Source organism: Glycocaulis sp. (genome assembly GCF_052168375.1).
In the GTDB taxonomy this organism is placed as follows: domain Bacteria; phylum Pseudomonadota; class Alphaproteobacteria; order Caulobacterales; family Maricaulaceae; genus Glycocaulis.
Map to the genome: position 1 here is coordinate 1 of NZ_JBQLZR010000210.1, position 19,653 is coordinate 19,653.

The 19,653-nt window shown below is 62.7% G+C and carries 16 protein-coding genes and 1 pseudogene; 6 read left to right on the forward strand and 11 right to left on the reverse strand.

Translation table 11 applies throughout. The features are described 5' to 3' along the window. Positions 1-296: 296 nt before the first annotated feature. The 6 genes and pseudogenes from ACTS2Z_RS08200 to ACTS2Z_RS08225 all read right to left on the reverse strand — a co-directional run. Positions 297-2,108, reverse strand: a complete 1,812-nt coding sequence (locus tag ACTS2Z_RS08200) for a long-chain-acyl-CoA synthetase (protein ID WP_442572727.1) — start codon at positions 2,106-2,108, stop codon at positions 297-299. 151 nt (positions 2,109-2,259) lie between these two features. Beyond that, positions 2,260-2,388 (reverse strand): cytochrome bd-I oxidase subunit CydX, encoded by a 129-nt coding sequence (gene cydX / locus ACTS2Z_RS08205; RefSeq protein WP_442572728.1) that lies wholly within the window; start codon positions 2,386-2,388, stop codon positions 2,260-2,262. A 22-nt stretch (positions 2,389-2,410) separates the two neighbouring features. After that, the gene (cydB, locus tag ACTS2Z_RS08210; RefSeq protein WP_442572729.1) at positions 2,411-3,556 is read right to left on the reverse strand and encodes a cytochrome d ubiquinol oxidase subunit II; all 1,146 of its coding nucleotides are present in this window, start codon (positions 3,554-3,556) and stop codon (positions 2,411-2,413) included. 12 nt (positions 3,557-3,568) lie between these two features. Beyond that, on the reverse strand, positions 3,569-5,161 hold the full coding sequence (locus ACTS2Z_RS08215) for a cytochrome ubiquinol oxidase subunit I (RefSeq protein WP_442572730.1): 1,593 nt from the start codon (positions 5,159-5,161) through the stop codon (positions 3,569-3,571). Positions 5,162-5,774: 613 nt separating this feature from the next. Continuing rightward, positions 5,775-7,334: a hypothetical protein gene (locus ACTS2Z_RS08220; protein ID WP_442572731.1), complete on the reverse strand. Its 1,560-nt coding sequence runs from the start codon at positions 7,332-7,334 to the stop codon at positions 5,775-5,777. Positions 7,335-7,376: 42 nt separating this feature from the next. Continuing rightward, positions 7,377-7,472 (reverse strand): annotated as a pseudogene (locus ACTS2Z_RS08225) (SEC-C metal-binding domain-containing protein); the annotation flags it as partial. 308 nt (positions 7,473-7,780) lie between these two features. Here ACTS2Z_RS08225 and cydD point away from each other — a divergent pair. Continuing rightward, the gene (gene cydD / locus ACTS2Z_RS08230) at positions 7,781-9,466 is read left to right on the forward strand and encodes a thiol reductant ABC exporter subunit CydD (RefSeq protein WP_442572732.1); all 1,686 of its coding nucleotides are present in this window, start codon (positions 7,781-7,783) and stop codon (positions 9,464-9,466) included. After that, complete coding sequence (gene cydC, locus ACTS2Z_RS08235) at positions 9,463-11,193, forward strand: thiol reductant ABC exporter subunit CydC (protein ID WP_442572733.1); 1,731 nt, start codon at positions 9,463-9,465, stop codon at positions 11,191-11,193. Before cydD ends, cydC begins: the two co-directional genes overlap by 4 nt. Positions 11,194-11,202: 9 nt before the next feature. Here the strand turns inward: cydC and ACTS2Z_RS08240 are convergent, their stop codons facing one another. Next, positions 11,203-11,433: a hypothetical protein gene (locus ACTS2Z_RS08240; RefSeq protein ID WP_442572734.1), complete on the reverse strand. Its 231-nt coding sequence runs from the start codon at positions 11,431-11,433 to the stop codon at positions 11,203-11,205. A 161-nt stretch (positions 11,434-11,594) separates the two neighbouring features. On the opposite strand from ACTS2Z_RS08240, the gene ACTS2Z_RS08245 reads away from it, so the two are divergent. After that, positions 11,595-12,545 carry a radical SAM protein gene (locus ACTS2Z_RS08245; protein WP_442572735.1) on the forward strand — a complete coding sequence of 317 codons (951 nt, stop codon included), beginning with the start codon at positions 11,595-11,597 and terminating at the stop codon, positions 12,543-12,545. Between the two features lie 6 nt (positions 12,546-12,551). Here ACTS2Z_RS08245 and ACTS2Z_RS08250 read toward each other — a convergent pair whose 3' ends face one another. Then, the gene (locus tag ACTS2Z_RS08250) at positions 12,552-13,553 is read right to left on the reverse strand and encodes a 2'-deoxycytidine 5'-triphosphate deaminase (protein ID WP_442572736.1); all 1,002 of its coding nucleotides are present in this window, start codon (positions 13,551-13,553) and stop codon (positions 12,552-12,554) included. Positions 13,554-13,709: 156 nt separating this feature from the next. Between ACTS2Z_RS08250 and apaG the strand changes: the two genes are divergently transcribed. From apaG to ACTS2Z_RS08265, 3 genes are all read left to right on the forward strand, one after another. Beyond that, positions 13,710-14,102: a Co2+/Mg2+ efflux protein ApaG gene (gene apaG, locus ACTS2Z_RS08255; RefSeq protein WP_442572737.1), complete on the forward strand. Its 393-nt coding sequence runs from the start codon at positions 13,710-13,712 to the stop codon at positions 14,100-14,102. 24 nt (positions 14,103-14,126) lie between these two features. Beyond that, positions 14,127-15,581 carry a TrkH family potassium uptake protein gene (locus tag ACTS2Z_RS08260; protein WP_442572738.1) on the forward strand — a complete coding sequence of 485 codons (1,455 nt, stop codon included), beginning with the start codon at positions 14,127-14,129 and terminating at the stop codon, positions 15,579-15,581. Positions 15,582-15,667: 86 nt separating this feature from the next. Next, positions 15,668-17,047 (forward strand): TrkH family potassium uptake protein, encoded by a 1,380-nt coding sequence (locus ACTS2Z_RS08265; protein WP_442572739.1) that lies wholly within the window; start codon positions 15,668-15,670, stop codon positions 17,045-17,047. Positions 17,048-17,050: 3 nt separating this feature from the next. Here ACTS2Z_RS08265 and ACTS2Z_RS08270 read toward each other — a convergent pair whose 3' ends face one another. From ACTS2Z_RS08270 to ACTS2Z_RS08280, 3 genes are all read right to left on the reverse strand, one after another. Next, positions 17,051-18,004, reverse strand: coding sequence for an Hsp33 family molecular chaperone (locus tag ACTS2Z_RS08270; protein ID WP_442572742.1), 954 nt, complete (start codon positions 18,002-18,004; stop codon positions 17,051-17,053). Positions 18,005-18,052: 48 nt separating this feature from the next. Further along, the gene (locus ACTS2Z_RS08275) at positions 18,053-19,237 is read right to left on the reverse strand and encodes an aspartate aminotransferase family protein (protein ID WP_442572740.1); all 1,185 of its coding nucleotides are present in this window, start codon (positions 19,235-19,237) and stop codon (positions 18,053-18,055) included. Between the two features lie 46 nt (positions 19,238-19,283). Further along, positions 19,284-19,653 (reverse strand): ABC transporter permease (locus ACTS2Z_RS08280; RefSeq protein ID WP_442572741.1); only part of this gene is annotated, 370 nt, incomplete at its 5' end.

Here is a 19,653-nt window from a genome sequence, read left to right on the forward strand (position 1 = left end):
CCACCCAGCCGCCATGCAGGCGCACGATTTCCTTTACCAGCGCGAGGCCCAGCCCGGACGCGGCACGAAAGTGACCTGCCACCTGCCCGTCAGCGCCGCAACCGACCACGCCGCGCCGGAGCTTGATCTTTCCAGCGCCCGCAAGGCGCGGCGTTAGGACTGATCGTCCAGCAAGCGATGTCGGAAGTCGCGGCGGTCCAGTGAGCCGTCCTTGACCTCGCGCTGGACTGCACGCTGAAAGAACCCGGCTGCCGCGGCTCGGTTCCGGGGTTCAGCTCAAGCCGCGAAACCCGCCCCTAGACCCGCAGCTCCCCGCTTTCGATCGCGGCGCGGATTTCTGCGGTCAGCGGAACATAGGTCTTCTCGACAGGGTGGTCGATATAGAGCGGCTCGGAGATTTTCGCCGGGTCCCACCCTTCAGCCACCAGATCGGTCTTCTTCAGCTTGAAGGTGCCGGTGGTGTGCTCTGACGGGTCTTCCTGATGGATACGCACGAAGAGCGGGCGGGCATAGGCCGGCAGCTCCCTGGTCACATGGGCGTGGACTTTTGCCAGATCGAAATCCTTGTTGACCACCAGCGCCGCCATGCCGGCCTTGCCGGGATAATCGGCCACCGGCACGCCATAGATGTTGGCCTGGACGATACCCGGCGCCATGCCCATGATCTCGGCCACTTCCGAGGTGGAGACGTTTTCCGACTTCCAGCGGAAAGTGTCACCCACCCGGTCGATGAAGTAGAAATAGCCTTGCGCATCGCGCTTCATCAGATCGCCGGTGCGGAAATAGAGATCGCCCTTCTTGAAGACGTCGCGCAGCAGCTTCTTCTCGGTCGCTTCCTTGTCGCCATAACCGTCAAAGCGGTAGCGGGCATCATCGGAGCGGATCTCGCCAATGGCTTCGCCCACCTCGTCCGGTCCGCACGGAATGCAGCGCCCCTTGGCGTTGCGCACGGGCTGTTCGGTATCGAGATCAAACTTCACAAGGTGCGAGTTGAAGCGGCTTTTCAGATAGGGCGGCACGCGGCCAATGGCGCCGGGCTTTGAATCGAGGTTCAGGAAGCCGACATTACCTTCGGTCGCACCATAGAACTCCATCACCCGCTTGATACCGGAGCGTTCGACAAAGCGCGGCCAGACATCGGGGCGCAAGCCATTGCCGATGGCAACGCGAATCTTGTGCTTCTTCTCTTCCGGCGAGGGATCGGCGGCGACAAGGAAGCGGCACAGCTCGCCGACATACATGAACATGGTCGCGCCATGTTCGGCAGCATCTTTCCAGAAGGCGCTGGCGGAGAACTTGCGCCGCACGATCAGCGCGCCGCCCTGGCTGAGTGCGCAACCAACACCGCATAGCCCGCCCGTCGCATGGTAGAGCGGCAGGACCATCATCATCCGGTCCTTCGGAGAGGCATGGGCCGCAACGGCGAAGACCTGCAGGTAATACATCGAGCGGGTGTGGGCGACGATGGCCGCCTTGGGCAGGCCCGTCGTGCCGGAGGTATACATTTTCAGGCAAGGGTCTTTTGCGCGCAGATGCTCGCGGTGCTCCCGGCCCGGGCGCTCGTCGGAAACGGCATGAAGCGCGGCCGAGAGGTCCTGCCCGCCGGGCACATCGCCGGCCGGCCCGTCAAACACCCAAGGGGTGATCGGGCCGATGGCATCGGCGGTCGCGGCATAGGCGGCGCTCAGCTCGCCCTCGATGATGGCATGGGCGGCCTCGGCGATATTCATGCCGTGGGCCAGCGCCTTGCCGGTCACCTGATTGTTGAGAAGCGCGGCGATAATGCCGACCTTGGACAGGCCAAACCAGAAGGCGATGTATTCCCAGCGATTGCCCATGTAGAGCGCAACCGTGTCCCCGGGCTTCATGCCGCTGGCGAGCGCCCAGTTGGCCACCCGGTTCGCAAACGCGTCAAACGCGCCGTAGCTGATGGTGGAACCATCTTCCAGAATGAAGGCCGGACGGGTCTTGTGCGCGTCCACATTGCGTTCCAGCAGGTCCGCAGTGAGATCGGTTGAATCCGGGGTGATGGATTTGAGCGTCTTGAGAAGGCGCACCAGCTCCTTCGTGTAGAAAATCTCACGCCGGATCGCGCTGAAAAAACCCATCGTCTCGTGACCTCCCGCTAGCCGCCTCTTGCCGGGCGAACCCGCGACAGTAATTGGCGCGGGGGGCGGGTCAAGACAAGGTCATGCGCTGGGCCATATTGCACGCAGCGCCTGCAGCATTTCAGGGCTGCAGGCGCCGCATGACACCGTCTCAGAACGCGGCTTCCTCGCTGGAGCCGCGATCACCCTCATCACCCAGCGAAATCTCGTGCCACATCGCGTTGAGGATCGCGAAGGAGCAGGCAAGGCCAAGGCCGAGTATCCAGGCAAAATACCACATATCGATCAGCTCCTTTCGAACTCTAGTAGTAGTCACCGCTGGTCACGTCCTGCGTCGTCACCCGGCCCCACATCACCTTGAAGGCCCAGGCCGTGTAGGCGAGGACGATGGGCAGGAAGATCGCCGTCACGATCAGCATGATGAAGAGCGTGAGGTGGCTGGACGAGGCGTTCCACACGGTCAGGCTGGAATTGGGATCAAGGCTCGACGGCAGGATGAAGGGGAACATGGAAAGCCCCGCCGTGGAGATGATGCCGAAGGTGGAAAGCTTGGAGCCGAGGAAGGTCAGGCTTTCCGAGTTGAGCCTGAGGCCCACCAGCGCAGCCATCGCCCCGCCAAAGCCCAGAACCGGCGCCAGTATCATCCAGGGATGGGCCGCATAATTGGCGAGCCACGCCCCGGCGGCGGCTACCGTCTCGGTGCGCAGCGGGTTGGACGGGCCTGACGGATCGACATCGCCCAGTTGCGTAAAGCCGAACGGGCCATAGGCCATGACCAGCCCGCCGCCGGCAAAGAGTACGATCGAGACAATGGCAAAGATGGGTGCAAAGCGGCGCGCACGGTCGCGCACCGGTCCGTACTCTGCCTTCATCGAAAGCCAGGCCGCACCGTGCAGGCCCATCATCGTGACCGAGAGCAGCCCGCACAGGATCGCAAACGGGTTCAGGAGGTCAAAGAAGGACCCTTCCCAATAGGCCCGCATCGTATCGTCGAAGCGGAAGGGCAGGCCGACGAGCACATTGCCGACCGCCACGCCAAAGAGCAGGGCCGGCACGAAGCCGCCGGTAAAGAGCGCCCAGTCCCACATGGCACGCCAGCGCGGGTCTTCCCGCTTTGAGCGGTATTTGAAGCCGACAGGGCGCAGGATCAGGGCGGCCAGCAGCACGAACATGGCGAGATAGAGCCCCGAGAAGGAGACTGCATACACCATCGGCCAGGCGGCAAAGATCGCCCCGCCCCCGAGGATGAACCAGACCTGGTTTCCTTCCCAGGTCGGGCCGACCGTGTTGATGGCCACGCGGCGCTCGGCGTCGGTCTTCGCCACGAAGGGCAACAGGCCCGCCACGCCAAAGTCGAAACCGTCCGTCGCGGCAAAGCCGATCAGGAGTACACCCAGCAAGCCCCACCAGAGGACGCGCAGGACTTCGTAAGAAATCGGGATTTCCATGATAGCTGCCTCCTATTCGGCCGGGATGGGGGTCATGCCGCCAGCAGCGGCGCCGTGGGCTTTGCGGGTCTTTCCGGCATGGCCGGAGGCGTCCGGATAAGGCCCTTTCCGGATGACCATCAGCATCAGCATCACCTCGATCACGGCGAGCACGCCATAGAGCGCGGTGAAGCCGCCAATCGTCATCCATATCTGCGTGGCATTGAGGCTGGAGACGCCCATGAAGGTCGGCAGCATGCCTTCGATGATCCAGGGCTGGCGGCCATATTCGGCCAGCACCCAGCCAAGCTCTGCCGCGATCCAGGGCAGTGGCAGGGAGACCAGCGCCACCCACAGGAACCAGCGCGTCTCGTGACGGCGCAGCGTGCTCAGCACGAAGGCGGTGCCAAAGAGCGCGATCATGTAGAAGCCGATCCCCGCCATGAAGCGGAAGGACCAGAACATGACCGGCACGTCGGGCACGGTATCGAAAGCGGCCTGGCGTATCTGTTCCGGCGTCGCCTCGCGCGGGTCTTCCATGTAGCGCGTCAGGAGGAGGGCATAGCCCAGATCGGTCTTCGTCTCCTCAAACTGGGCGCGGGCCTCCAGATCATTTTCATCAGCGCGCAGGCGCTGCAGCGCGTCATAGGCTAGAAGCCCGTTCTCCACGCGCGTCTCGGCTATGGCGACCAGCGGCAATATGCCCTGCACTTCCTGATCGAGCGAGCGCGTGGCGATGAGACCCAGCACCCAGGGCACGTCGATGGCGAAATGGGTGGTGTGGTCTTCCACGTCCGGGAAGCCGACAAGCGTCAGCGGGGCGGGTGCCTCGTGCGTCTCCCACATGGCTTCGAGCGCGGCGAGCTTCATGCGCTGGTTGTGGGTGAGCGCGTAGCCGCTTTCATCCCCCAGCACCACCACCGAGAGCGAGCCCATCAGGCCGAAGGCCGCCGCGACCGTCATCGAGCGCTTGGCAAAGCCGCGATGGCGGCGCTGCAAGAGGAACCAGGCGGAGACCGCCAGCACGAAGAGCGCACCGGTGACATAGCCTGCCGCCACGGTGTGCACGAATTTCGCCTGCGCCACAGGGTTGAAGAGGACGGCCATGAAGTCGGTGACTTCCATGCGCATCGTCTCGGGATTGAACTCCGAACCCACCGGGTTCTGCATCCAGCCATTGGCGATGAGAATCCAAAGCGCCGACAGGTTTGTACCAAGCGCCATGAACCAGGTGACGGCGAGGTGGGCCTGCTTGCTCATCCGGTCCCAGCCGAAGAAGAACAGGCCGACAAGCGTTGCCTCGAGGAAGAAGGCCATCAGGCCCTCGATCGCCAGCGGCGCGCCGAACACATCGCCCACATAGTGCGAGTAGTAGGACCAGTTCATCCCGAACTGGAACTCCATCGTGATGCCGGTGGAGACGCCGAGCGCGAAATTGATGCCGAACAGCACGCCCCAGAATTTCGTCATGTCCCGCCAGACCTGACGGCCGGTCATCACATAGACGCTCTCCATGATGGCGAGCATGAAGGCCAGCCCCAGCGTGAGCGGCACGAACAGGAAATGGTACATGGCTGTCAGCGCGAACTGCCAGCGCGATAGGTCGGCAACTTCCATGTCGATCATGGAAAACTCCCCAGCAGCAACAGGTGCAAACCCCCAAGGGAAATATCCCTAAACGATTTGCGGACTTTTATCCCTATGCACCTTGCGGTTTTTTGTGGATAGCGCGCATTGTGACGCAGGGGCCGGGTGACGCAGGGGGATGGTGGCCGCGCTTACCGCTTTTCGTCATGCCCGCGCTGGCGGGCATCCAGAGATTCAGCAGCGAGGACAGTGCCAAGTGGCTCTGGGTTCCCGCCTGCGCGGGAACGACCCCACTATCGCGTTTCACCGGCGAAAGCCGATGCCCAGCCGTCGGTCGCACTGGACCCCGGCTCGGGCGTCGGGGACCCGGTTGTGTTGCAGGTTCGATAGCTCTGCCAGATTGGGCGCTGATCTCTCTACCGCGGTCCCGGCCCCCGAGCCGGGACCCAGGCTTTTCCGCGAACTCGCATTCGCCATGCATTGGAAGAAGGGCGCGAAAACCTCCTCCTTCGTCGTTCCGGGGGAGCAATTAGCGAGACCCGGAGGCGGCATATGCTGGCGTAAAATGCGGAAATGATCGGGAAACGCGCTCAAACTCGGTGCGTCAGCATTATAGCCGCTTCGGTGCAGGAACGGTCACTACGGTTAACCGCTACGCTTCGTGCTTCGACGCATCGTTGTCCGCTTTCATTTCCGCTCGCCCCCAAGCCGCCAATCCCAAGCGTTCGCAGTAGATGATAGCGAGCTCATTCTGCTCCATGTCGGCCAGACGGTCCAAATCATCATGCCCCTTCATAAACTCAAGGAGCTTCTCTTTACTGGAGTTTTTATAGGTGCGATAAAAAAACTCTGCCAACTCAAGCCAGTTTTGTGGCTTTGATGGCTTCTCTTCCAGTTGACCAAAAAACGTTTCGGGATGCTGCTTCCATGCACTTATTTCTCTTTCAGTCAACTCATTGGAGGCGACAATTCTCCTATGGTCCTCTAGCCGGTAGACGCACATTGCTTTCTTGGCGGATTCTGAAACCACGGCTTGTTCAAGTGTCGCTAGTCTTTCTACACCACTTTCGTCAGGCACAAGGTACTGCTGCCCGATTCGCAACCGGGGGAAACTTGTGTCGTTGCTAAACGCAAAATCAGGAATCTCACCGTCGAAGGTAGCAGGGATGTGGCTATGCTCCTTCAATGAGTCGAACAGCGCAAACATCTCCCTGTGGCGCTCAAGGTTCTCCAGATACTTCTTGAAGCGATCTATCGAAGCGCGGGGTCCGAAATCGGGGATTTTATATCCAGCCGATATTGCCTGTATCCCAACATCGGACGCCTCGAGATTGTTGTGATAGGCATGGTTGGTGATAATAACATAGGCAGGCGGGTAAGGCACTCCTTCCCGGTCTACGTATTCCTCCGCCTTCTCCATCTGGTCGAGTGCGGCATCAGCCCATGTTCCAGAGAAGTCCGGACCGACCACTTCAGAAACGTTGACCTCAATAAACACAACACGTTCATGCGCCGCCGTTTTTTTAAGAGCTTTTTTTATCTTATGCCAAATATTGGGGTGTTTTTTATTGTCTTTGGCAGACTCTGACCCCGGCAAAGGGTTGCGAGCCTTCACCTCAACTGAGAATTTCTTTGAGGTTTCGGGGTAGGTCGCGACAAATTCAACATGGCTATCGCCTCCATCACGTTCGTTTTCGTACTCGATTTGAAACCCCGCCTTGAGGAACGCAGCCGACGCGTACGTCTCAAAAAGCTTGCCAATGAAGTCATCGGCCCTAGCGCTCTTGAGCCGCAACACGAAGCTATCAATGATTCTCTTCGCCTTCTCCGGGTCAGAGTGATGCGCAATTAGATAAAGATTATACGCAAGATTTAGGAAGGCCCGTTGAGCCCCAGTCATCGCGCCGGTGAACAATCCTGTGTCTCCAACGGGCATTGCTCGCGCGTCGCGCATGGCTTGGGAATACCACTGAATAATCGGATGGCTATCCGCTGGGGGCTTCTTGCTTTCGCTCTCCACCCATTCGGGTCCGAGTAAGATGAAAATATACTCGCGGAGGAAGTCGTGAAACGTTTTCCAGCGGGAGGAGTGATAAATACGGTTACCAACAGCGACAATCCGATGGTTGCGCGCCTCGACTGAAATGATCGGCTTTCCTAACCCCTGTTGTTTTTGTCGCTGGGCGTCTTTCGCTTTCAATTCGCCGAACATCCGGCGGATAAATGCTACGTCAGGCCGCCTATTGCTTCTACCAGCAATATTCCCATGGCATCGCTTGTACTTCTTGCCGCTTCCGCATGGGCAGGGTTGATTTCGACCGATCTTTGCCAAAGAAGCTCTTCTCGATTGTTCTTACTTCGTAATTACCGTGAACCTTTAACAGCCCCATATTGCCACCACCCCAAACCAGAACGCAATAGGAACACTTGGAGGTGACCTTAGAACTTGGGCTGCCTCGCATATTCTGAGATTCTCAGCCTGTTCTGTAGGATTCTGGCAAGACTTATCTATACCTCCAAGCCACGACCGGGGGATGTGCGGAGCATCAGGAAAGTCCTCCCCCCTCTGGCAATTCCTGTGCCTTTCGCTAGACAAAAGCCCCCTGAGACGCTGCGCCACAGGGCGCGCGCGTTCCAAATGCGCTTTTAACGAGGCCCATGAGCAATCCTGCCCTTTCCCGTGAAGACCGGCGCGCGCTGGCTGGCCTGCTTGCCGGATGGGGCAAGGCCGGGCAGGCCGCGTCGCTTGTGGCGAGCGCAGCCGGAATTGCGCAGTACGCCCTTTTCATCGGCTTTGCCGGATTTGCCGCGAGCGCCATCGCGGCCCTCGTCGCGGGCGAGGCCTTCCTCCTGCCGTCCCTTGTGGCCGGTCTCTTTGCGCTGGCGCGCTCCGGTGCGCAGGCGCTGGAGACCCGTGCCGGGTTCGAGGCGGCCGCGCGGGTGAAGGCCCATGTCCGGCGCGAGGCTGCAGGTGCGCTCGCCGCCAAAGGCCCCGCCTTCACCGAGCGGCTGGAGACCGGGGCGGCCGGCTCTGCCCTCACCGATGCGGTTGAAAAGCTCGAAGGCTATTTTGGCCGCTACCGCCCGCTCATGCCGGTGATCGCGGGCGCGCCCATTCTCATGGTCATTGCCGCCTTTACCCAGAGCCATGTGGCCGGCCTGCTCTTTCTGGTGACCGCGCCCCTCCTGCCCGTCTTCATGGCGATTGTCGGCGGCGCCGCGGCGGTGGCCAGCAAGGACCAGATCGCGGTGCTGGCCCGCCTTGCCGGACGGTTCAATGACCGCCTGCAATCACTGGCACTCCTGAATGCGTTTAACGCCGCACCGCGCGAGCGTGAGGGCCTCGCCGCCGCGTCGGAGGATTTCCGCCAGCGCACGATGAAAGTGCTGCGTCTGGCCTTCCTGTCGTCGGCAATCCTGGAATTCTTCGCCGCGCTCTCGGTCGCGGCGATGGCAGTCTATGTCGGCTTCTCGCTTCTGGGCGAGCTGCCCTTCGATGCCGGGGAGACGATCACGCTGCGCGAGGGCCTGTTTGTCCTCCTGCTCGCGCCGGAGTTCTACATGCCGTTGCGGCGCCTGTCGGCGGCCTATCATGACCGCGCCGACGCCGAAGCGGCTGCCGATACGCTAAAACCGCTCCTCCACACCTATGAATCGGGCTTTTCAACCTGTGAAAACGCCCCTTTCAACCTGTCACCCGAAATCACGCTGGAGGGTGTGTCCTGCACCTATGAAGGCGGACGCAAGGGATTGAATCCCATCAGCCTTTCCCTGCCCGCAGGACAGATCAGCGTGCTCTGGGGGCCGTCAGGCTCGGGCAAGTCGACACTGCTCAAAATCCTGATGGGTTTTGCGCCGCTATCCTCCGGAACCGTGCGGATAGACGGGGTGGCACTATCCACGCCGCTGGCAGGGCGCGCGGGCTGGATCGGACAGAATCCGCGCCTCTTCCATGGTTCCTTGCGCGACAATATCGCCCTGCATGACGCCTCCATCAGCGATGCGGACATCGAGCGTGCGGTGGCCGCTGCCGGCATGACGGACTTCCTTGTCCATCTGCCGGACGGCCTCGACACCTTGCTGGGCGAGCGCGGGTTTGGCCTGTCTGGCGGGCAGATACAGCGCGTCGCGCTTGCCCGCGCGCTGGCCCGCGACATGAAACTTGTCCTCATGGACGAACCGACCGCGCACCTCGATGGAGAGGCCGAAGCCCGCTTCCTCGAGGCCCTGGTGAAGGCCGCGCCAGGGCGGACCATCCTCATTGCCACGCACAGCCCTGCGGTACGCGCCATTGCCGATACCGTGTTCGAGATCGCGGACTTGCAGGAGGGCGGAGCGCCATGAAAACGCTTGCCTTTTTCCTGTCGCTAGCCCGCCCGGACCGATGGTGGCTGCGCCTCGGCGCAGTGCTTGCGATCCTCACGCTACTGGCCGGGATCGGGCTTCTCTCGCTCTCTGGGTGGTTCATCACCGCAGCCGCGATCGCAGGCGCGGCGGGGCTGGGGCGCAGCTTCAACTATCTCTTTGCTTCGGGCGGCGTGCGCGGATTTGCCATGGGGCGCACGCTTGGCCGATATGCCGAGCGTCTCGCGACCCATGAAGCCACCTTCCGTATCCTTGCCCGCCTGCGCCTGTGGGTGTTCGACCGCGCCGCACCGCTTGTCCCGGCAAGGCTTGGCGGGCTTCGCGCCGGGGATCTGCTCTCGCGCGTCACCGGCGATGTGGATGCGCTGGACGGGCTTTACCTGCGCCTCGTGACGCCCGCCCTCTCCGCGCTTTTCGGGGCGCTGGCCGCAACCCTCGTCCTCCTGTTTGCAGCGCCCGCAGCCGTGCTGCCGGTGATCGGCCTTTTCGTCCTCTCCGGCCTCGTCCTGCCGCTGCTCGCGGCCAAGGCTGGCCAGCCTGCGGGTGAGACAATCGCCCTGTCTGCTGCCGACACACGCTCTGAAGCAGCAGACCTCATTGCCGGCATGGCGGAGCTGAAAGCCTATGGCGCTGAAGGGGCGGTGCTTTCGCGCCTTGATGCCGCCAGCGAAAGCTGGATTTCGGGCCAGCGCCGCCTTGCAGGCCTCGCCCTCATCAACACCGCGCTTCTGGCCTTTGCCGGCCCGGCCAGCTTCATTGCCGGTTTCCTCAGCGCAGCGGCAACTGGCGCCTCTGCGCCACTGGCGGCGCTCGCCGGCTTTATCGCCTTTGGCCTTTTTGAAGCCGCGGCCCCGCTGGTCATGGCAGGCGAGCAATACGGGCGCACGCTCAGCTCTGCCAGGCGCCTGAAAATGCTCGATGACCTGCGCCCGGCGCTAGAGGAGCCGGAAAGCCCCATCACCCTGCCAGACGCGCACGATATCGCCCTGCACGGCGTCAGCTTCACCTATCCCGGCACGGCCCGGCCCGCCTTGAGCGATGTCTCGCTGAGCCTGCCCATGGGTGGGCGCCTTGCCCTCGTCGGCGCATCGGGGTCCGGAAAGTCGAGCATTATCCGGCTATTGATGGGCTTCTACGCGCCGGACAAGGGACAGGTCACACTGGGAGGAGCCGACCTGACCGGGCTGGGTCCGGCGCAGATGCGCACCCGCCTGTCACTGGTGGACCAGCGCGCCGACCTTCTCTCCACCACGGTCAGGGCGAACCTGCTTCTGGCCCGGCCTGACGCCAGCGAAGCTGACCTCTGGCAGGCGCTTGAGCAGGCGAGAGCGGCGGATTTCGTGCGCGCCTTGCCTGAGGGCCTTCTGACCTGGATTGGTGAGGAAGGGCGGCTTGTTTCGGGCGGCCAGGCCCGGCGCATCGCGCTTGCGCGTGCCTTCCTCAAAAATGCGCCCGTCATGCTGCTCGACGAGCCGACGGAGGGTCTCGACAGCCAGACCGAGGCGGAATTCCTTGATGCGCTTGATGCCTGGCTGGAGGCAGATGCCCGGCGTTCTGTCCTTATCGTCACCCACCGCCCGGCCCTGCTGGACCGGGCCCGCGAGGTGGTGGTGATGGAAAATGGCGCCGTCGTGCAGACCGGCAGCCCGGCTGCGCTCTCCGGGGAGGAGGGGGCGTTCAGACGCCTGTTCGGCAAGCGAGTCTAGTGCCGGGACCTAGTTGTCGTCCCAGAACATCCACCACGGATCCGGCTCTTCCATGCCCAGCCATTCGCGCACCTGCGCAATCGCCGGGTCCAGCCTCTCCCACGCCGGAACATGGCCCGTTATCCATTCATCGGCTGCGGGCGAGAACACGCTGGCGATGAAGGCCAGCAGGAAGGCCGTGACCAGCAAGGTCAGGACGGGCTTCAGGATATCGCCGAGAAACTTGAACAACCCGCCCATGGGCGCACGCTCCGTGAATTTTGATCCGCTATCCACCTTAGTCCCGCGCGCCATGAATGGGGAGTGAAAGCGCTAGGCGCGCGCGGGCTTTGCCAGCAAATCCACGCCTTGTTAGGCTCGGTTTCTGATCTGCTGACCCCTCAGGATGCGTATATCCGTTTATGACCCAGATACTTGCCGCCAGCCGCCCCGCCCCGTTCACCGATCCGGACATGACCGCCAAGGGCGAGGTGCGCGCCAGCGTGGCGTTCGACAGGCTAAAGACGCTGTGGGTGATGACCGGCACGCTATGCAACATTGCCTGCATCAACTGCTATATCGAGAGCGCGCCGGACAATGACCGGCTGGTCTATATCATGCCGGAGGAGCTGGAGCCTTATCTCGACGAGGTGGACGGGCTGGTCTCCGGCCCGATCGAGATCGGGTTCACGGGCGGAGAGCCCTTCCTCAATCCGCGCATGGCAGAGCTTGCCGAAATCGCCCTGAAACGCGGGCACCGTGTGCTGATCCTGACCAATGCCATGCGCCCGATGATGCGCCCGCGCGTGCAAGACGCCCTTTTGGACCTTCAGAAGCGCTTTGCCGGCCAGATGACGCTGCGTGTCAGCCTCGACCACTACACCGCGGCAATCCATGACGCCGAGCGGGGCGAAGGCGGCTTTGCCGCCACGCTGGAAGGGCTCGGCTGGCTGTCGGCGAACAGGTTTTCAATCGCGCTGGCCGGACGCCAGATGACCGGCGAACCTGCCGAAGCCGCGCGCGATGGTTATGCCCGTCTGATTGCGGCGCAGGGGTGGGATGTCGATGCGGACAATCCTGCCGAAATGGTGATTTTCCCTGAAATGGACCCGGAAGGATCTCCGCCGGAGATAACGACCGCCTGCTGGGACATTCTGAAAAAGGATCCGGCGGGGATAATGTGCGCGTCGAGCCGCATGATCATCAAGCGGCGAGGCGCCGATCACCCGGCGGTGGTGGCCTGTACGCTCCTGCCCTACGACCCGCAATTCGAGCTGGCCCGCACCCTCAAGGACAGCCTGGAACCGGTAAAGCTGAACCACAAATTCTGCGCCCAGTTCTGCGTGCTGGGCGGCGCGAGCTGTTCAGCCTGATCCGGCTTATACCTTGAAATGCTTGCCGAGTTTCAGGCCCTGACCCTGATAGTTCGAGCCATTGACGCCGTAGGCTGAACCGATCGGGCCAGCCATCGGCTCATGGACGAGACGGGCCACGGCCTGTCCATGCTCCAGGATGAAGGGCACATCACGCCCCCTCACCTCCAGCACCGCCCTTGCGGGCGCGCCAAGGCCGAAGCCGGGGTCGAAAAACCCGGCATAATGGGCGCGGAACTCCCCTATTTCAGGCGCGATGGGCGCCATTTCGGCAGCGTCCTGAAGCGGAATTTCCACCGCTTCGCGCGAGGCAAGGATATAGAACTCCCCCGGATCGAGCACGATCTGTCCGCGCGGCGCGTACAGCGGTTCCCAGAATTCCAGCGCGGCATGGGCGCCGATCCGCCCGAGATCCACAAGCGGGCTGTGACGCTTTGCGCGCCAGCCGACCGGCGCGCCGCCCGAGCCATCCAGATCAACGCTAAGCACCTGGGAACGCCCCGCATTCAGGGCGCCACGGCGCAGGCGCACCTGCACGAGACGATCACCCGGACGGGCGAGGATGGAGAAGGTACGCGGCGAGATTTCCACCCAGAGCGGACCCCCATAGCCCGCCGGCAACTGATCGAAAGCGGCGGCATTATTCCCGATGACACGGGTGAAGACATCCAGCCGGCCGGTGGAACTTTTCGGATTCATCGCCGCGCTGAGGTCCTCCGGAAGAGAAAGGCTCTCCATCAGGGGGACAAGATAGACGCAGCCTGTCTCCAGAACCGCGCCGCCCGTCAGGTCGATCTCATGCATCACAAGGCCCGACGCCAGACAGTCGGCTACGCTGCGGGCAGGCCCCGGCAGAAAGCTGGCCCGCAGGCGGTAAGCCACTGATCCCAGACGCAGATCAAGGCTGGCGGGCTGTATCTGCCCCGGCTCCATGTGCGGCGCACGAATGGCCCCGGCATCGACGAGGGCGGCAAGGTCCAGATCGGTAAGAATGCCGGGCGCAGACATGGGTGAGGCGACTCATTTGCGGGGACAGGTGAGAGGCCTAGCTTCCCCATGCGGCGGCGCATTGCAATGGCACGGGGCGGCACGTCCCTGCGCGAAACCTCTTGAGCCGGACCCCCAAGAGGTGTCCAATCATCGCCAAAGGAGCTTTGCGCGACCATGTACATGCTGGAAACTGAAGGCGTTATCATCCGCGTGGAGCCGGATTTCCTTGAAGCGGAGTCCGAGCCCGACGAAGGGCGCTTCATCTGGTCCTATACGGTAGAGATCGAAAACAGCAGCGCCGCACCGGTGCAGCTGATCACGCGCGAATGGCGGATAACCGATGCGCGCGGACGCACCCGCGTGGTCAAGGGTGAAGGCGTGGTGGGCGAGAAGCCTGTCATCGCGCCGGGCGAATGCTTCCGCTACACCTCCGGTGCGCCGCTGGCGACGCCTTCCGGCTTCATGAGCGGACAGTACGAAATGCGCCGGGCCGACGGGGCAATGTTCAATGCCGCCGTTCCTTCCTTCGCGCTCGACAGCCCTTTCATGGTAGCGACGCTGCACTAGCCATTCCCGCCGGAAGGCTCGACGGTGACCATTTATACCCGAACGGTGATCTTCATTCTGGGCGTGCTGCTGGCGGCGCTCGGCGCGGCCATGCTGGTGCCGGCAATCATTGATCTGAATGTCGATGCGACCTCCGCGCACGCCTTTTTCGGCTCGGCGGTGATATGCGGCTTTGTCGGCGGGATCATGGCGCTGGCGGGTCGTGGCGACGGGTTCGACCTCGATCCGCGCGGCGCCATCCTGGTCACCTCCGGCTCGTGGATCGTGCTCAGCCTTGCCGCCGCGATCCCCTTGCAGCTTTCAGGTATCGGCATGAGCTGGACCGATGCCATCTTCGAGTCCGTGTCCGGCATCACCACGACCGGCGCCACAGTGCTGACAGGCTTGCAGGACCTGCCTGCGGGCATACTGATCTGGCGGGCCATCCTGCAATGGATTGGCGGTATTGGCATCATCGTCACCGCCATGGCGATCTGGCCGGTGCTGGGCATTGGCGGCATGCAGCTCTTCCGGCTGGAAAGTTCCGACAAGACCGACAAGGCCCTGCCGCGGGCCGGCGAGATCGCAGGCGCTGTCGGCCTCATCTATCTGGTGCTGACCTTTGCCTGCTTTATCGCCTACGGATTCGCCGGCATGGACGGGCTGGACGCAGCCGCGCACGCCATGACGACGGTTGCCACAGGCGGGTTCTCCACCCATGACGGCTCCATCGGCGCGTGGGCGCATGAGGGCGCGGACCTCGTCGCACTGGTCTTCATGCTGCTGGCCGCCCTGCCCTTCCTGGTGTTCCTGCGCGCCCTTCAGGGACGTCCCGACCAGATCATTGCCGATCCGCAGGTCCGCGCCTTTCTGATCACCGCCTTTGTGGCCTGCGCGGTCCTCACGGCCCTCCTGATGCTCAATGATGTTGAGACCGGCACCCTGCCGGCCTGGCGGGCAGCAGCGGTCAATGCGGTGTCAGTGATGACCGGTACCGGCTTTGGCAGCGCGGATTTCGCCGCCTGGGGCACCATGCCGGTGATGATCTTCTTCGTGCTGATGTTCGTCGGGGGGTGCGCCGGGTCGAGCACCTGCTCGATCAAGATATTCCGCCACCAGATCGCGGCCTCGGCCATGCTGACCTATCTGCACCGCTATGCCCGCCCGCGCGCAGTACGCTCGGTGCATTATGACGGCAAACCCGTACCGGAGGCGACGGTGCGCTCGGTTCTGGGCTTTGTCTTCCTGTTCTTCGGCGCGTTTGCGGTGTCGGCCATCCTGCTCTCGCTGATCGGGCTCGATCCGGTTACATCCCTTTCGGGCGCGGCCACAACAATAGCCAATGTAGGTCCGGGGCTGGGCGAGATCATCGGCCCGGCAGGAACCTTCCAGCCTTTGCCCGATGCGGCCAAATGGGTGATGAGCTTCACCATGCTGGTCGGACGGCTGGAAGTGCTGACCATGCTCGCCCTGTTCACGCCGGGCTTCTGGCGGAGCTGACGCGCAACACGCTGGACAGCTCCGGCAGAAGGTATAAAACGCCGCCCGCTTGCCGGTGCATGACCGGTGCTGCAACGGGGTCTGCCTTGGCAGATTCACAAAACGGCCTGAAGCGGCGCGTCATGCGCGCCTGGCTCGGCTTCTGGGTTCCGGTAAAGCTCTTCTTCAGGAAGGCGGATGCGGCCCAGCTCCTGCTCGGCGGGTATCTGTTCTACATGCTCGCAGGCTGGGGACTTCTTTCGCTGCCGATCGCGCAGGCGACACCGGTCAGCTCCCTCGACAATCTCTTCATCGCGTCCTCAGCGGTATCGACGACCGGCCTTGTCACGGTAGATCCGGGCAGCAGCTACACGCTTTTCGGCGAAATCGTCATCCTGTTGCTGATCCAGCTGGGCGGGATCGGCTATATGACGTTCGGCTCCTTCCTGGTCCTGTCGCTCTCCCATCGCTGGACGCGGTTCCGCGAGACGGTCACGCGCGCGGCCTTTCCACTGCCGTCCGATTTTGACGCCGCCGCCTTCATCCGCCGCGTCGTCTATTTCACCCTGGCCGTCGAAGCCATTGGCGCCCTGCTCCTGTGGCCCATGCTGGCAGGGGCAGGCGTCGACAATGCGTTGTGGAGTGCAATCTTCCACTCGGTCTCGGCCTTCTGCACGGCAGGCTTCAGCCTGTTTCCCAACAGCTTTGAAGACTTCACCGGCCATGCCGGGATTGTCCTGACGCTGTCAGGCTTGAGCTATCTGGGCGCAATCGGCTTTATCGTGATGACCACGATCTTTGAACGCCTGACGCGCAAGCGGGACTCGCTGGGCTTTACGTCCACCGTCATTCTGTCAGTCACCGTGAAATTCGCGATCGGCGGGACCGCCATCCTGTTCATCGTGGAGCCGTCGATTGCAGGGCTGGAGCCTGCCGAGCGCCTGCTGGCCGCTTTCTTTCAGGTCATGACGGCCAGCACCACCGTTGGCTTCAACACAGTCCCCATCGGCAATCTATCCATGGCCATACTGATGGTCATGTTTCTCCTGATGGTTTTCGGTGCCTCACCGTCCGGGACGGGTGGCGGACTGAAATCCACCACATTCGCCGCTCTGGTTGGCCTTATGCGCAGCGTGTTCAAGCGCCGCGATACGATCACCTATATGGGCCGCGAACTGTCGGAAGACCGAGTCCATCAGGCGAGCGTCAGTTTCGGATTCTACTTCCTTGTACTGGCGACGGCGCTTTTTGCGCTTTTCCTGACCGAACTGGATGCTCCCTTCGAGCAAGTCGTATTCGAGGCCATCTCGGCACTCGGCACGGTCGGGCTGTCGATGGGGCTCACCGGCGATCTGAGCACGCTAGGCAAGCTGATTGTCATTGTGCTGATGCTTATCGGCCGGGTCGGCATCCTGACCTTCGGCCTTGCCATTGTCGCGCGCGACCGAAACGCACCCGACAGGCGCGATGACGAGCTGGTGATGTAGGCGTCAGCGGGCGGCGTCGATTTCCGCCTCGCTGAAGCGCCAGTCCCGATTGCAGTACTCGCAGGTCATGACCACCGCGCCGTCCTTCACCATGTCGTCACGGTCCTCGGCCGGGAAACCGGCGAGGATGCGTGCCAGGCGTTCGCGCTCGCAGGTGCAACGCTTCAGCACGGTGCGGGCCTCCTGAAGGCGCACGCCATCCTCGTGAAAGAGGCGGAAGAGCAAGCGCTCGGCCGGCACGCCCGGATCGAGCAGTTCGTCGTCTTCCACGGTGTCGAACAGCACCTGTGCATCGGCAAAGGCGTGGGCATCATGGCCACGCGCATCATCGCCGGCAATGCGCTGCAGGATGGCGCCGCCTGCCCGCCAGCGCGTCTCGCCGCCGGGCAGCATGTGCTGACCGACCGCCAGGCGGATGCGCGTCGGCACCTGTTCTGACTGGGCGAAATAGTGCTCGGCGCAGGCTGCAAGCGTCGGCCCGTCCAGCGCCACCACGCCCTGATACCGGTCCATGTCGGAGCCCTGATCAATGGTCATGGCAAAGGCACCGGCACCGAGCAGGACTTCCGCGCCGGGCCTCGGGCCATGTTCCGCTTCAAGCGCGGCCACGCGGCGGGCATCGAAGCGGGCAAAGCCGCGCACACCTTCACCTACGGCATAGTCGGCGACGACAAAGCTGACGGCACCTTCACCGCCAAGCCCGCCCGGATTGGCATTCGCGCCGCTCGCCTGCACGATGAGACGGCCCTTGAACTTGAGGGAATCCCCGATCAGGACAGCCAGCACCACCGCTTCGCCGAGCAGGGCGGCAACGGACATGGGCAGGTTATGGGCCGAGAGTATCTCGTCGATCACCGCACCCAGCCGCACGATCCGCCCGGAAACAGGACGGGTGTGCAGCTGGAAGGCGGCAACAGTGTCATCATCCGGGCCTGCCGCAGCGGGGCCGGCTTTCATTGCATCCATGGTCTGGCCTGACTTCCCGGTCTATGAAGGAAATACGCTCTAGCCCTGTTCCAGCTCGCCAAGGGCGGCATCCAGCGCCTCGATGGCCTGGCGGGCGTGTGCTTCCTCGATGATCAGCGGCGGGGCCATGCGGGCCACATTATCCCCGGCCGCTCCGATCAGCAGATGGTGATCGCGCGCGTGCTTTGCCAGGGTCTTGTTCACATAGCCGGTTTTCAGCTTCAGACCGACCAGAAGGCCCTTGCCGCGCACCTCTTCGACCTTGGAGGCATGGGTATCGGCAAGACCATGAAGCTGCTGGTGCAGGAAGTTGGACACGTCCACGACATGTTCCATGAAGCCGGGCGCGGTCAGCTCGTCAAAGACGACATTGCCAACGGCCATGGCCAGCGGGTTGCCGCCAAAGGTCGAGCCATGCGTGCCGACGACCATGTGGGCACCGGCCGCTTCGGTCGTCAGGCATGCGCCCATGGGAAAGCCGCCGCCCACGCCCTTGGCAACCGCCATGATATCGGGCGCAGCGGTGCCCGCCCATTCATGGGCCCAGAGCTTGCCGGTACGCCCCGCGCCGCACTGGACCTCGTCATAGATCAGCAGAAGGCCGTGCTCGTCACAGAGCTGGCGCAGGCCGCGCAGGCAGACATCGGGAAGCGCGCGCACCCCGCCCTCGCCCTGTACCGGCTCGACCAGTATGGCAGCCGTCTCTTCGGTGACGGCAGCTTTCAGCGCATCGTGATCACCGAACGCAACGGCGTCGAAGCCTTCCATGCGGGGCCCGAAACCTTCCAGATAGGCCGGGTTCCCGCCGGCATTGATGCCGCCATAGGTGCGGCCATGGAAGGCGCCGGTGAAGGTGATGATGCGATAGCGGTCGGGCCGGCCATTGACGAAGTGGTAGTGGCGCGCGGTCTTGATCGCGCACTCGATTGCCTCGGTGCCCGAGTTGGTGAAGAAGACCCGGTCTGCGAAGCTGTCCTTGCAGTATTTCGCCGCCAGCTCGTGCTGGCCGGGCACGGTGAACATGTTGGAGGTATGCCAGAGCTTGTCGGCCTGGTTCTTCAGCGCCGCAACGGCCTTGGGATGGGCATGACCCAGCGCATTCACCGCAATGCCGGAGATGAAGTCGAGATATCGCTCCCCGCTACGCTCGATCAGAAAGACGCCTTCACCGCGCTCGAAAATCTGCGCGGGCGGAGCATAGGTGTCAAAAAGCGGTGTCGGCATGGACTCTCTCCGGAGACAACGTGAAGGCAGGAAAAATCAGGCAATATCAGGTGCGCAGGCGCCAGCCCGAACGCAAGACGCCATAGCAGGCCACCAGCAATACCGCATTGATGGCGAGCGTCATGGCAACGCCGATTGCGATATTGCCGTCGGCATAGCCGATGAAGCCGTAACGGAACCCGTCAATCAGATAGAAGAACGGATTCACATGGCTGATCGTGGCAAACGGTTCGGGCAGGATGGAAATTGAATAGAACGTGCCCGACAGGAAGGATAGCGGCATGATGATGAAGTTCGTGATCACCGCCAGATGATCGAACTTCTCCGCCCAGACACCGGCAATCACACCTGCCATGCCCAGCATTGCGGCCGCCCCGACACCGAAAAAGACGATGGCCCAGGGGTGTGCCAGGGGC

What these genes read in the sequence shown, in the direction of transcription:
- ACTS2Z_RS08200 (WP_442572727.1), bottom strand. Translation starts at nt 2,108, where the DNA reads ATGGGTTTTTTCAGCGCGATCCGGCGTGAGATTTTCTACACGAAGGAG.
- cydX (WP_442572728.1), bottom strand. Translation starts at nt 2,388, where the DNA reads ATGTGGTATTTTGCCTGGATACTCGGCCTTGGCCTTGCCTGCTCCTTC.
- cydB (WP_442572729.1), bottom strand. Translation starts at nt 3,556, where the DNA reads ATGGAAATCCCGATTTCTTACGAAGTCCTGCGCGTCCTCTGGTGGGGC.
- ACTS2Z_RS08215 (WP_442572730.1), bottom strand. Translation starts at nt 5,161, where the DNA reads ATGATCGACATGGAAGTTGCCGACCTATCGCGCTGGCAGTTCGCGCTG.
- ACTS2Z_RS08220 (WP_442572731.1), bottom strand. Translation starts at nt 7,334, where the DNA reads ATGTTCGGCGAATTGAAAGCGAAAGACGCCCAGCGACAAAAACAACAG.
- cydD (WP_442572732.1), top strand. Translation starts at nt 7,781, where the DNA reads ATGAGCAATCCTGCCCTTTCCCGTGAAGACCGGCGCGCGCTGGCTGGC.
- cydC (WP_442572733.1), top strand. Translation starts at nt 9,463, where the DNA reads ATGAAAACGCTTGCCTTTTTCCTGTCGCTAGCCCGCCCGGACCGATGG.
- ACTS2Z_RS08240 (WP_442572734.1), bottom strand. Translation starts at nt 11,433, where the DNA reads ATGGGCGGGTTGTTCAAGTTTCTCGGCGATATCCTGAAGCCCGTCCTG.
- ACTS2Z_RS08245 (WP_442572735.1), top strand. Translation starts at nt 11,595, where the DNA reads ATGACCCAGATACTTGCCGCCAGCCGCCCCGCCCCGTTCACCGATCCG.
- ACTS2Z_RS08250 (WP_442572736.1), bottom strand. Translation starts at nt 13,553, where the DNA reads ATGTCTGCGCCCGGCATTCTTACCGATCTGGACCTTGCCGCCCTCGTC.
- apaG (WP_442572737.1), top strand. Translation starts at nt 13,710, where the DNA reads ATGTACATGCTGGAAACTGAAGGCGTTATCATCCGCGTGGAGCCGGAT.
- ACTS2Z_RS08270 (WP_442572742.1), bottom strand. Translation starts at nt 18,004, where the DNA reads ATGAAAGCCGGCCCCGCTGCGGCAGGCCCGGATGATGACACTGTTGCC.
- ACTS2Z_RS08275 (WP_442572740.1), bottom strand. Translation starts at nt 19,237, where the DNA reads ATGCCGACACCGCTTTTTGACACCTATGCTCCGCCCGCGCAGATTTTC.